An 11,760-nucleotide genomic window follows, 5' to 3' on the forward strand; every position below is an offset into this window, starting at 1 on the left:
TTTGTTTATTTAACCCACTATTTAATTTAGGAATAAAATCGAATGGAAGAAAATAAACCTGTTGATCCTTATGCGAAATATAACGAACAATCGAATATTATCGCGAAAATAATTTTTGCTAGTCGCTGGTTGCAAGTGCCGATTTATTTGGGTTTGATTGTAACCCTTGCGATTTACTCTTATAAGTTTATTAAAGGCTTATGGGCGTTGGTGATTAATGTGAACGATATGGATTCAAACGCTATTATGTTAGGCGTATTGAATTTGATTGATGTCGTGATGATCGCAAACTTGCTTGTGATGGTGACTATCGGAGGTTATGAAATTTTCGTATCCAAATTGCGTACGCGTAATCACCCAGATCAGCCAGAATGGATGAGCCATGTAAATGCGACAGTGTTGAAGGTTAAACTTTCTATGTCTATTATCGGCATTTCATCTATCCATATGTTGCAAACTTTTGTGAATGCAAGCAATATGCCAGAAAAAACGATGATGTGGCAGTTATTGTTGCATTTGGGCTTTTTAGTGTCGGCAATTGCTTTAGCTTATACGGACAAAATTTTGTATAGCACAAGCCATAAAACGCATTAAAAATTTACCGCACTTTAACGCCATGATTAAATATAAAACGCCGTTCATTATTGAACGGCGTTTTGCTTTATGGAGATCAAGAAGTGCGGTAGGGTTTTCCTTGTTTTTTAACCTACTACAAATGGCAAGTAACCCGCACGAATCGCAAATGGAATGGATGTAATGATTACGCCTAATACCAATACGATAATTAAAGTCAGATTTCCTCCCCATACTTTGTATGGCAAATTAGCGTGGGCACGACGAGCTTTCCAAACAAGGCTAACTGGCAATACTACGGCATAGAATGCAAACATTTGACCTGCATAGCCTAGCGCTAAAATAAAGCCTTCAGGATAGAAAAGCGCAAAGACGAGTGGTGGAATGAACGTCATTAATCCAAGGGATATGCGCCCTGCGGAAATATTAAAAGATCGTTTTAATAAATCTTCGATACATTCCAACAAGCCAAGCCCTACGCCTAAGAAAGAAGTAACCAGCGCCAAAGTTGAGAATAATTTTACCGCACCTGCGATCAGGTTACTGCCAGTGATAGCAAGCGTTGCTTTTACTAAGCCATTTAAGGTGGCATCTTCTTTTAAGATTTGTAAGAACTCATTTTGTGTGAGCAAGCCGTGCGTCGACATTTGCCACAAAATATAAGCGCAAAGGGTAATGGCTGAACCGACCAAAATAGAAATGCGTAATGCTTTTACGTTGCCGTCTAAGTATTTATTTAAACTTGGAATGGAACCGTGGAAACCAAATGCTGTGAAAAATACAGGGCTTGCAGAGATAATTAAAGCGTTATCAATTGGCGTTGCCATTAAGTTATCAAATTTGATTTCTGGCAACATTAAGCTTAACACTACGGCAAAGGCCGCAAGCATCACAAAAAATAACACGCGATTAATTTTATCTACGCTATATGTGCCGATGACGATAAATGAACCGAAAATCACAGTGAATAATAAGATACTAACTTTATCGCCAAAACTTTCTGGTAATAAATCTTTTAGTAGTGAACCGCCACCGCTGATATAAGCGGCAATTAATGCGTATAAGAAAATAATTAGCACGGCTGTGGCAATAATGCGTCCTGCTTTACCAAAATATTGTTCAGCGAGTGTACCGATACCAGCATCACTTTCCGCAGTTTGATAGAGCTCAACAAATAAAAGTGCGCTAAAAGTTAATAATGCCCAAAGCCCTAATAATAAGACTAAAGTAAAGCCGAATCCGATGCCTGCAGAAGTGAGTGGCATAGCCAACATCCCCGCGCCAATCATCGTACCAGCAACGAGAAGTGTGCTGCCTACAGTTTTGTTCATGCTTGCTTCCTTATTGTGTAATAATAAATTTACGGTGATTGTATTTTAAAATTTACAGCATGTAAACAACAGAATACAAAATATCTTTATTATTTACCGCACTTTTCTTTTCCCTTTCTGTGTTCATCTCGTTAAAATACTTAGCGAATCAACTAAGACAGAGATAAGACAAAATAGGAGAGCTTATGATTTACAGTATGACCGCCTTTGCGCGCCTTGAAGTAAAAAAAGATTGGGGCGATGCAGTATGGGAAATTCGTTCCGTTAACCAACGTTATTTAGAAAACTTTTTCCGTTTGCCAGAGCAATTTCGTGGATTAGAAAACACGTTGCGTGAGAAACTTCGTCAAAGTCTTACTCGCGGTAAAATTGAATGTTCTTTGCGCATTGAAACGAAAAAACAAACAAATGCAGAATTGAATTTAAATAAAGAGCTTGCGAATCAAGTGATTCAGTCTTTGCAATGGATTAAAACTCAAGCTGGAGAAGGTGAAATTAATTTGACAGACGTGTTGCGTTATCCTGGTGTGGTGGAAGCGCAAGAGCAAGACTTAGATGCGATTAGTCAAGATTTGTTGACAGCCTTTGATGATTTACTGACAGATTTTATTGCAATGCGTGGTCGCGAAGGGGAAAAACTGAACGATATTATTCAACAACGCTTAGATGCCATTGCTGTGGAGGCCGATAAAGTGCGCTCACAAATGCCGACAGTTTTACAATGGCAACGTGAGCGTTTATTGCAACGTTTTGAAGATGCTCAAGTTAATCTTGATCCGCAACGTGTGGAACAAGAAATGATTTTATTGGCTCAACGCGTTGATGTGGCGGAAGAGCTCGATCGTTTACAAATGCACGTGAAAGAAACCACGAATATTTTGAAAAAAGGCGGCGCGGTTGGCCGTAAATTAGATTTTATGATGCAAGAGTTGAATCGTGAATCGAATACGCTTGCGTCTAAATCCATTAATGCGGATATCACGGCTTCTGCGGTTGAGCTAAAAGTGCTTATCGAACAAATGCGTGAGCAAATTCAGAATTTAGAATAGGGAAGCAGAATGTCTCAATTTATTTCTCTTACTCAATATCAACTGATTGAGGCCCATGGTGCGGATGCAGAAAAATATTTGCAAGGGCAGTTAACCACGGATGTTGTGCGATTAGCAAGTGGAGCAACAACTCTTACTACTCACTGCGATCCAAAAGGTAAAATGAATGCAATTTACCGTTTGTTTAAAGTAAGTAGTGAACAATTCTTTTTGCTGATTAAGAAAGATCTATTGCCAAGTGGGCTAGATGCCTTGAAAAAATATGCGGTATTTTCAAAAGTCAGTTTTGATTTACGTGATTGGCAAATCATTGGCGTGATAGGTGAAAAATGTGGAAAAATTACACCGCACTTTTCATGGGAAATTGATGGGCAGCGTTCAATTTTATTGAATGAAAATGAATTATCTGTGAATTTTAATGGTGATGAAAAAATTTGGGATGTAGCAGATATTCAAGCAGGATTGCCAAATTTAAGCCCGCAAACGCAAAATGAATTTATCCCACAAGCCCTAAATTTACAGGCTATTGAGCAAGCAATTTCTTTTACCAAAGGTTGCTATATTGGACAAGAAACGGTAGCTCGTGCGAAATATCGTGGGGCGAATAAACGCGCAATGTTTATCTTTAAAGCACAAACCCAGCAGGAAGTGGAAATTGGCAGTGAAATCGAAATGCAGATTGAATCCAATTGGCGAAAAACAGGCACGATTACAAGTGCGGTCAATTTATATGGTGTTTTATGGTTGCAAGTTGTGATGAATAACGACATTGATTCGGAACAACAATTTAGATTGCCGAACAGTGAAATACTGTTAGATCGAGTGCAGTTACCTTATTCGATTACTGAATAATAAAGCAAAAAAGATCAGGCATTAACCTGATCTTTTTTCTATTTAGTAAAGTACCCGCGCACGAATTGTGCCATCAATTTCCTTCAATTTTGTCAGTAATGGCGATGCATCATTCGTTTCTACATCAACGACAACATAACCAATTTTCGGGTCAGTTTGTAAATATTGCGCCGCAATATTGAGGTCGGCTTCGACGAAAATTTGGTTCAGTTTGTTCAATATACCAGGACGATTTTCGTGAATATGCAATAAGCGTTTTGTTCCCTCGTGTTCTGGTAAAGAGACCTCTGGGAAGTTTACCGAAGAAAGGGTTGAGCCATTGTCTGAATATTTAACAAATTTGCCTGCCACTTCAAAACCGATATTTTCCTGTGCTTCTGCTGTTGAACCGCCGATATGTGGAGTTAAAATCACATTATCAAATTCGCGTAACGGAGAGACAAATTCTTCATTAATTGACGCAGGTTCAATTGGGAATACATCAATGGCAGCGCCGTGAATTTTCCCGTCTTTTAATGCTTGAGCGAGAGCATCAATATCTACCACTGTACCGCGTGCAGCATTGATCAAAATTGCACCTTGTTTTAATTGTGCGATACGCTCAGCGTTCATTAAGTTTTTGGTAGATGGCAGTTCTGGCACATGTAATGAAACCACATCGCAAGAAGTGAGTAATTCTTCAAGGCTACGAACCTGTTTGGCATTGCCAAGCGGAAGTTTATTTTCAATATCGTAGAAATATACATCCATGCCTAATGATTCAGCAATAATACTTAACTGTGAGCCTATGTGGCCGTAGCCAATAATTCCTAGTTTTTTACCCCGCACTTCATGAGATCCCGCCGCTGATTTATTCCAGACGCCACGATGTACTTCGGCATTAGCTTGGGGCACATTGCGCATAAGTAATAAAATCTCACCTAATACAAGTTCTGCGACGGAACGAGTGTTTGAGAATGGGGCATTAAATACAGGGATTCCACGCGCTTTTGCTGCATTTAAATCCACTTGGTTGGTACCAATACAGAAACAGCCAACCGCGATTAATTTGGGTGCGGCTTCAATCATTTCTGCCGTTAAATGGGTGCGAGAACGCAAGCCGATAAAGTGTGCATCTTTAATGGCTTCTTTTAATTCATCACCATCTAGCGCTTTTTTATAGTAATCAATATTGGTATAGCCTGCCGCATGGAGCGTATCAAGTGCGCTTTGATGCACACCTTCAAACAATACAAATTTGATTTTTGATTTGTCTAGAGAGACTTTGTTTGTCATGTTTGCTTCCTTATGATTTTTATTATGAATTAGTCAATAATTTTGGCGCCTTCAGGCGTACCGACGATCACAACGTCTGCGCCACGTAACGCGAATATCCCGTTAGTGACGACACCCGCAATGTTGTTTAATTCTTTTTCCATTTCAACTGGATTTAAAATAGTGAAGTTGTGTACATCTAAAATCACATTGCCGTTATCAGTCACCACACCTTCACGATACTCAGGTGCGCCACCAAGTGCGGCTAATTTTCTGCCTACTTGTGAACGAGCCATTGGAATAACTTCAACGGGTAATGGGAAGGTCGAACCTAACACATCCACTTGTTTACTAGAATCCACAATACAAATAAATTTTTTGGCTAATGCCGCGACGATTTTTTCACGAGTGAGCGCTGCGCCGCCGCCTTTTATCATCATTTTTTGTGGATTGATTTCATCTGCACCATCCACATAAATATCTAAGCTAGAGACATCATTTGCATTAAATACTTCGATACCTTGTTTACGTAATAATTCTTCTGATGCTTTTGAAGCTGCCACGGCGCCTTGAATTTTATCTTTGATTGTACCCAAAGCCTCAATAAAGTAGTTCACCGTGGAGCCGCTTCCCACGCCAACAATTGTGTCAGCTTTTACATATTGTAATGCGGCTTGTGCGGCGAGTTTTTTCATTTCTAATTGATTCATTTCTTTTCCTTATTTTAATAAGTAAACGATTGCGTTACTTTATTACGGGAGTATTGAATAAACAAGTGTAATTTTCAGCAATGAGAGGTTTAACGGATAAGCTACGATTCCGTTAAAAATAATTCCAATAGTTCATTGAGAAATAACTTGCCATGCTCAGTGATTTGCCAAGAATCAGCGTTTTCCACAATATAGTTTTGTTGAATGGCAAAATCAATTTGATTTTTCACCGCACTTTGCGATAAACCCGTGTAATCTTCAAATTCTTGTTTGGGCACCGCTTCTAACAAACGAAAGCGATTCATAAAAAATTCAAAAGGGCGGTCAATTTCTAGCACGTTTTTTTCTTCGTAAAGATATTCGCCACGCAAATAACCTTTCGGGTGCTTGGTTTTAGAAAAACGGGTAATTTCACCATTCGGAAACGTCAATTTCCCGTGTGCGCCACAGCCAATGGCTAAATAATCCCCAAACCGCCAATAATTCAAATTATGTTTACATTGAAAACCCGCTTTTGCGTAAGCCGAGGTTTCATATTGCTGGTAGCCTGCTGCGGTTAAAAGTTGGTGGCCTTGCTCAAAAATATCCCAGAGCTCATCATCATCCGGTAATTTAGGTGGGCGGTAAGCAAACATCGTATTTGGCTCAATAGTAAGCTGATACCAAGAAAGATGGGGAGGGGATAGTTCAATTGCTTGACAAAGATCATCTAAAGCTTCTTGCAACGTTTGGTTCGGCAAACCGTGCATTAAATCTAAATTAAAACTGTTTAGCCCAGAAACTTTTGCTAAACTGACCGCACTTTTTGCCTCTGCTGCATTATGAATCCGCCCAAGACGCTGTAATTTATCATCATTGAAACTTTGAATTCCCATAGAAATTCGCGTAATGCCTGCTGAAACATAACCTTTAAAACGTTCAGCTTCTACCGTGCCAGGATTCGCTTCTAATGTGATTTCAATATTATCTTCAAAATCAATCTGCTTTTTTATTTCTTTTAATAAATACGCAATGCTTTCTGCCGAGAACAAACTTGGCGTACCGCCACCAATAAAAATTGAATGGAGTTTTCGTTGTTGAATAGAATAGTTAAAGCGATGTAAATCGGTCTGCAGATCTTGCAAAAGGTGATGAATATAGTCTTGTTCTGGTATATCGCCTTTTTGTGCGTGCGAATTAAAATCACAATAAGGGCATTTTTGAACGCACCATGGAATGTGTATATAAAGGGAAAGTGGAGGAAGTTTGAGCATGCTGTTATTTACAAGTTTTAAATGTGAGAACAGTTAGAAAAAGTACAAATCAATGTTGTGTAAAGATTAAATCGTATAGCGAAGATTGATAAAAAGGGCCTGTTTTCACAAGCCCTAAAACGTTCAATTAATTGACCGCTCTTTCTGTCTTACTGGTCGCTTTACGGCGGGGTGATTTTGCCGCTTTAGCTTCAACTTTGACAAACTCAATGCCTTCAGGTGGATTTTCCAATGCAAGACCAAGTACTTCATCAATGGTTTCTACTGCATGAATCGCAAGATTTTGTTTTACGTTTTCTGGAATTTCTTCGAGATCTTTAACATTCTCTTTTGGAATTAATAAGGTTTTAATTCCGCCACGATGTGCAGCAAGAAGTTTTTCTTTTAATCCACCGATTGGTAATACTTTACCGCGTAAACTGATTTCACCTGTCATGGCTACATCCGCACGTACAGGATTGCCTGTTAAACAAGAAACTAATGCAGTACACATTGCAATACCTGCACTCGGGCCATCTTTTGGTGTCGCACCATCTGGCACGTGAATGTGAATGTCGCGTTTTTCATGGAACTCAGAATTAATACCCAATTTATCCGCACGAGCACGTACAACCGTCATGGCTGCTTGGATGGATTCTTTCATCACATCACCTAATGAACCGGTAAATGTGAGTTTTCCTTTACCGACAACGGAGGCGGTTTCAATAGTGAGTAAATCACCGCCCACTTCTGTCCAAGCTAGACCTGTCACTTCACCAATGCGGTTTTGTGTGTCAGCTTTGCCAAATTCAAAGCGTTTGACACCAAGATAATCGTGCAGATTATCTGAATTTACCGTGATAGATTTAAGTTTTGGATTTACTAATAAATTTTTCACTGCTTTACGGCAGATTTTTGAGATTTCACGTTCTAATCCACGAACACCCGCTTCACGAGTGTAATAGCGAATAATATCTAAAATTGCACTTTCTTCGACAGTAAGCTCGCCTTTCTTCAAACCATTACGTTCAATTTGTTTCGCTAACAAATGATGCATCGCGATATTAAGTTTTTCATCTTCTGTATAACCAGAAAGACGAATAACTTCCATACGATCCAATAATGGGCCTGGAATGTTCATGGAGTTTGATGTAGCCACAAACATCACATCAGAAAGATCATAATCCACTTCTAAATAGTGATCGTTAAATGTAGTATTTTGCTCGGGATCTAATACTTCAAGCAATGCTGATGCTGGATCTCCTCGCATATCGGATGCCATTTTGTCGATTTCATCAAGCAAGAATAATGGATTTTTTACACCTACTTTTGCCATCTTTTGAATTAATTTACCTGGCAATGCACCAATATAGGTTTTACGGTGACCACGGATTTCTGCCTCATCGCGAACACCGCCTAATGCCATGCGTACATATTTACGACCAGTGGCATTAGCAATAGATTGACCAAGAGAGGTTTTACCTACGCCTGGAGGGCCAACTAAGCAAAGAATGGGTCCTTTCACTTTGTTTAAACGTGCTTGTACTGCAAGATATTCAAGAATACGTTCTTTCACTCGTTCTAAGCCATAGTGATCGGCATCTAATACTTGTTGTGCTTTCGAAATGTCTTTTTTCACTTTAGAACGTTGATGCCAAGGCACTTGGATCATCCATTCAATATAGCTACGAACAACGGTCGCTTCAGAAGACATAGCTGACATCATTTTGAGTTTTTGTAACTCATTTTCCACTTTGTCGCGTACCTCTGCCGGCATGCCTGCTGCTTCTACTTTTTGACGAAGTTGTTCAACTTCATCAATCGTGTCTTCATTTTCGCCACTATCCATTTCTTTACGAATGGCTTTAATTTGCTCGCTTAGATAATAGTTACGTTGGCTTTTCTCCATTTGTTTTTTTACGCGACCGCGAATGCGTTTTTCAACTTGGAGAATGTCCGCTTCTGATTCCATCATACCAAGCAAATATTCTAAGCGGTCTTGCACGTTAGCAAGTTCCAAGACGCTTTGTTTATGGCGAACACTTACTGGTAAATGAGCAGCCATTGTGTCTGATAAACGATCTGCATCACCAAGGCGATGAAGTGCATTTAATACATCAGCAGGGATTTTTTTATTTAAGGTGAGATAATTTTCGAATTCAGAAAGTACCGCTTTTTTCGCAACATCTAACTCTTTTTCATCACCATAAGTGGTTTCGATAGGGGTAATTTTTGCGGAAAAGCACTTTTCGCCATCTTCAAGGCTGTTAATTTTCGCGCGATTTTGACCTTCAACTAGCACTTTCACTGTGCCATCAGGTAATTTTAGTAATTGAATAATGTTAGCAATGGTACCCACATCAAATAAATCTTCAGGGGTAGGTTCTTCCAAGTCTGCTTCTCTTTGAGATACCAAAAGAAGCTGTTTATCATCGTTCATCGCTTCTTCAAGGGCATTAATTGATTTTGCACGCCCTACAAAAAGTGGCATCACCATATAAGGGAAAACGACGACATCGCGTAATGGCAATACGGGCATCGTACGTTGGGTATTCTTCGCCATAATTTATCTCTCTTAATTCTTTCCGATAATTTGGGTAAATATGGGGGTGGGGAAAAAGGAATTCAAGGAAAAGATTATAACAAAATCTGAGTTGTAAAGTGGGTTTTAAACAAAAAAGAATTTTGGCAAATGAAGTGATAATCGCTAAAATAACTGACAATTTTATTAAATTTCACAAAATATTGAGTTATGTCCACGAAAAATAATTTTATTTTCCCCACTTACGTTCAAATGTATCCTTATTCCAAGGATCGCCCTTTTCTCAAACAAGTGCGGGAAAAATTACGTTATTATGGCTATAAATGGTTGTATCAAAAGCAATGTAGCCAATTAGTGGATTTTCTTAATACAGAAACTCAATGGCAGCCTTTATTTACACAAGATTATTATCGTGTAAATACAGTGCTGACTACTTTTTGCGATAAACGCTTTTCTGCTTTAGAACGTTTAACGGCGATTACGGAGAATTTACGTTTGGCAGAAGAAAAAATGGGACGTTCGCTTTGCCAACAATTATTAGATCAACAAAATATTGTGTTAACACAATTAACTGATGATTTGCGTTTATTTTTGAGTATCAATCATATCGATCCCTTTGAAGGGTATTTTTCTATTAATATTCGTAATCAACATAATGAGCGAGTATATGATGCGTCTTTCACTTTTTTGAGCCCGAATAAATTGCTTATCGCCTCGATTCAAGGCCCCTCAAGTGACAATGCTCAAGAGCTTGTGAAACAGGCTACGAAAGCATTGCATGGTATGCGTCCAATGTTTATGTTGGTTAATGCGTTCAAAATACTTGCTGAAAAATGGCAATGTGAGTTAGTGGGCATTCCGCACAAAGCGCAAGGAAAATATCGTCTTTCTGCGCGCAGTAAGATTTTGTTTAATTACGATGAGTTCTGGCAAGAGAATCAAGGGGAATATCGCAATAATTATTGGCAATTACCTTTAGATATTGAACGCAAACAGTTAGAAGATATCGCAAGTAAAAAACGTTCTATGTATCGTAAACGTTATGAAATGTTAGACCAAATGGCATTGGATATTCAGCAACTTTAACGAAGAAAGTGATCTGCACCCCAAAACCTGGACACCTAATTTGAGGTGCAGATTATGTCCTACTCGTATCAATTTCGTTTGAAAATTATCAAACTCGTCACTGAACAGAATTATGGTATCCGTGAGGTGGCTAAACTTCATAAAATTTCCCATGCTCTCGTCATTTATTGGCTAAAAGCATTTCGAGAAAGAGGGCTTGATGGCGTAAAATCGCCTTATACAAATCTTCAAACCCCGAAAATAGTGAAGCCAAAGATGAAAAAGAAAGACATTGAAATTCCAGAAACTACAGACTTTTCACCTAAAGCGTTTAAAAAGTTACAACGAGAGCTCGCCTTGGCTCGTGCGGAGATTGCTTACCTAAATGAGTTGGAGGCGCTCGACCGTTAAAAACAGCGACAGAAAAAAGAAAAATCATTGAAAGATTGAAGCCAAACCACGCATTAAATGATTTACTTCGTGTGGCTAAAATGCCTCGCTCAAGCTTTTACTATAAAGAGATTAAGCGAAATTATCACGAGGCTAAAGAAGCTATTTTATCGCTGTATAAAAAGAACAGAAAACGAGATGGTTATCGCCCCATGACGTGTAAATTACGTCAAATGGGTTTTAATTTGAATCATAAAACGGTGTTAAAGCTAATGAACGAGTTAGGTATTCATTCCATTTTACGCAAGAAAAGCTTTATTTTTCACCGTTGATGGACTTGGCTAACCGAGAAATTATTGCCTATAACTTTGCGACACGCCCGAAGTTTTCATTGGTAAAAAAGATGTTAGAACAAGGGCTTAGTCGGCTTAAACCGACAGAATACCCGATTATTCATAGCGACCAAGGTGTATTGTATGGCTCGGCGGAATAGGTAAAGCGGTGCAAAGTATGATCCGCCGAGGAAATTGCTACGATAATGCGGTGATTGAAAGCTTTTTTGCGATATTAAAATCAGAGTGTTTTTACTCACGGACTTATCATTCAATTGCTGAATTGCAGGCTGAAATTGAAGAATATTTAGTGTATTACAACCAAAAACGCATTAAACTTGGTTTAAAAGGATTGAGCCCAGTGCAATACCGAGCTCAATATTTAAGTTAACTAACCTGTCCAACTTTTTGGGGGGCATATCAAAGTGCG

Annotated in this window: 12 protein-coding genes and 1 pseudogene; 8 read left to right on the forward strand and 5 right to left on the reverse strand. The window is 38.9% G+C overall.

Annotated elements, in window-relative coordinates; genetic code table 11:
- Positions 1 to 42: 42 nt before the first annotated feature.
- Entirely contained in the window at positions 43 to 594 is a 552-nt protein-coding gene (locus DV434_RS02475; protein ID WP_118785209.1) for a TIGR00645 family protein, read from the forward strand.
- A gap of 107 nt (positions 595 to 701) precedes the next feature.
- Here DV434_RS02475 and DV434_RS02480 read toward each other — a convergent pair whose 3' ends face one another.
- On the reverse strand, positions 702 to 1,904 hold the full coding sequence (locus DV434_RS02480; RefSeq protein WP_118785210.1) for an aromatic amino acid transporter: 1,203 nt from the start codon (positions 1,902 to 1,904) through the stop codon (positions 702 to 704).
- A 185-nt stretch (positions 1,905 to 2,089) separates the two neighbouring features.
- On the opposite strand from DV434_RS02480, the gene DV434_RS02485 reads away from it, so the two are divergent.
- Together DV434_RS02485 and ygfZ are read left to right on the forward strand one after the other, a co-directional pair.
- Complete coding sequence (locus DV434_RS02485) at positions 2,090 to 2,953, forward strand: YicC/YloC family endoribonuclease (RefSeq protein WP_118785211.1); 864 nt, start codon at positions 2,090 to 2,092, stop codon at positions 2,951 to 2,953.
- 9 nt (positions 2,954 to 2,962) lie between these two features.
- Positions 2,963 to 3,805, forward strand: coding sequence for a CAF17-like 4Fe-4S cluster assembly/insertion protein YgfZ (gene ygfZ / locus DV434_RS02490; protein WP_118785212.1), 843 nt, complete (start codon positions 2,963 to 2,965; stop codon positions 3,803 to 3,805).
- A 42-nt stretch (positions 3,806 to 3,847) separates the two neighbouring features.
- Here ygfZ and serA read toward each other — a convergent pair whose 3' ends face one another.
- The 4 genes from serA to lon all read right to left on the reverse strand — a co-directional run bounded on the left by serA (position 3,848) and on the right by lon (position 9,564).
- Positions 3,848 to 5,080: a phosphoglycerate dehydrogenase gene (serA, locus tag DV434_RS02495; protein WP_118785213.1), complete on the reverse strand. Its 1,233-nt coding sequence runs from the start codon at positions 5,078 to 5,080 to the stop codon at positions 3,848 to 3,850.
- Between the two features lie 29 nt (positions 5,081 to 5,109).
- Positions 5,110 to 5,769, reverse strand: a complete 660-nt coding sequence (gene rpiA / locus DV434_RS02500) for a ribose-5-phosphate isomerase RpiA (RefSeq protein WP_118785214.1) — start codon at positions 5,767 to 5,769, stop codon at positions 5,110 to 5,112.
- Positions 5,770 to 5,870: 101 nt separating this feature from the next.
- Positions 5,871 to 7,022 (reverse strand): radical SAM family heme chaperone HemW, encoded by a 1,152-nt coding sequence (hemW, locus tag DV434_RS02505; protein WP_118785215.1) that lies wholly within the window; start codon positions 7,020 to 7,022, stop codon positions 5,871 to 5,873.
- 127 nt (positions 7,023 to 7,149) lie between these two features.
- Positions 7,150 to 9,564, reverse strand: a complete 2,415-nt coding sequence (gene lon, locus DV434_RS02510) for an endopeptidase La (RefSeq protein ID WP_118785216.1) — start codon at positions 9,562 to 9,564, stop codon at positions 7,150 to 7,152.
- 189 nt (positions 9,565 to 9,753) lie between these two features.
- Between lon and DV434_RS02515 the strand changes: the two genes are divergently transcribed.
- The 5 genes and pseudogenes from DV434_RS02515 to DV434_RS02535 all read left to right on the forward strand — a co-directional run bounded on the left by DV434_RS02515 (position 9,754) and on the right by DV434_RS02535 (position 11,721).
- Positions 9,754 to 10,629 (forward strand): VirK/YbjX family protein, encoded by an 876-nt coding sequence (locus DV434_RS02515; protein ID WP_118785217.1) that lies wholly within the window; start codon positions 9,754 to 9,756, stop codon positions 10,627 to 10,629.
- 54 nt (positions 10,630 to 10,683) lie between these two features.
- Positions 10,684 to 11,019: a transposase gene (locus DV434_RS02520; RefSeq protein ID WP_118785218.1), complete on the forward strand. Its 336-nt coding sequence runs from the start codon at positions 10,684 to 10,686 to the stop codon at positions 11,017 to 11,019.
- Positions 11,020 to 11,099: 80 nt separating this feature from the next.
- Positions 11,100 to 11,330 carry an IS3 family transposase gene (locus DV434_RS11095; protein ID WP_118785298.1) on the forward strand — a complete coding sequence of 77 codons (231 nt, stop codon included), beginning with the start codon at positions 11,100 to 11,102 and terminating at the stop codon, positions 11,328 to 11,330.
- Positions 11,315 to 11,491 (forward strand): annotated as a pseudogene (locus tag DV434_RS02530) (IS3 family transposase); the annotation flags it as partial. The gene DV434_RS11095 and the pseudogene DV434_RS02530, both read left to right, overlap by 16 nt.
- A 17-nt stretch (positions 11,492 to 11,508) precedes the next feature.
- A complete protein-coding gene (locus tag DV434_RS02535; RefSeq protein WP_118785220.1) occupies positions 11,509 to 11,721 on the forward strand; it encodes an IS3 family transposase in 213 nt (70 codons plus the stop codon).
- The last annotated feature ends 39 nt before the right edge of the window (positions 11,722 to 11,760 follow it).

This window comes from Haemophilus haemolyticus (assembly GCF_003493685.1).
GTDB classification, from domain to species: Bacteria; Pseudomonadota; Gammaproteobacteria; order Enterobacterales; family Pasteurellaceae; genus Haemophilus; species Haemophilus haemolyticus_O.

Excerpts from the sequence above, each read along its gene's own strand:
- DV434_RS02485 (WP_118785211.1), top strand. The coding sequence starts at position 2,090 with ATGATTTACAGTATGACCGCCTTTGCGCGCCTTGAAGTAAAAAAAGAT.
- hemW (WP_118785215.1), bottom strand. The coding sequence starts at position 7,022 with ATGCTCAAACTTCCTCCACTTTCCCTTTATATACACATTCCATGGTGC.
- serA (WP_118785213.1), bottom strand. The coding sequence starts at position 5,080 with ATGACAAACAAAGTCTCTCTAGACAAATCAAAAATCAAATTTGTATTG.
- lon (WP_118785216.1), bottom strand. The coding sequence starts at position 9,564 with ATGGCGAAGAATACCCAACGTACGATGCCCGTATTGCCATTACGCGAT.
- DV434_RS02520 (WP_118785218.1), top strand. The coding sequence starts at position 10,684 with ATGTCCTACTCGTATCAATTTCGTTTGAAAATTATCAAACTCGTCACT.
- DV434_RS02515 (WP_118785217.1), top strand. The coding sequence starts at position 9,754 with ATGTCCACGAAAAATAATTTTATTTTCCCCACTTACGTTCAAATGTAT.
- DV434_RS02475 (WP_118785209.1), top strand. The coding sequence starts at position 43 with ATGGAAGAAAATAAACCTGTTGATCCTTATGCGAAATATAACGAACAA.
- DV434_RS02480 (WP_118785210.1), bottom strand. The coding sequence starts at position 1,904 with ATGAACAAAACTGTAGGCAGCACACTTCTCGTTGCTGGTACGATGATT.
- DV434_RS02535 (WP_118785220.1), top strand. The coding sequence starts at position 11,509 with ATGATCCGCCGAGGAAATTGCTACGATAATGCGGTGATTGAAAGCTTT.
- DV434_RS11095 (WP_118785298.1), top strand. The coding sequence starts at position 11,100 with ATGCCTCGCTCAAGCTTTTACTATAAAGAGATTAAGCGAAATTATCAC.
- rpiA (WP_118785214.1), bottom strand. The coding sequence starts at position 5,769 with ATGAATCAATTAGAAATGAAAAAACTCGCCGCACAAGCCGCATTACAA.
- ygfZ (WP_118785212.1), top strand. The coding sequence starts at position 2,963 with ATGTCTCAATTTATTTCTCTTACTCAATATCAACTGATTGAGGCCCAT.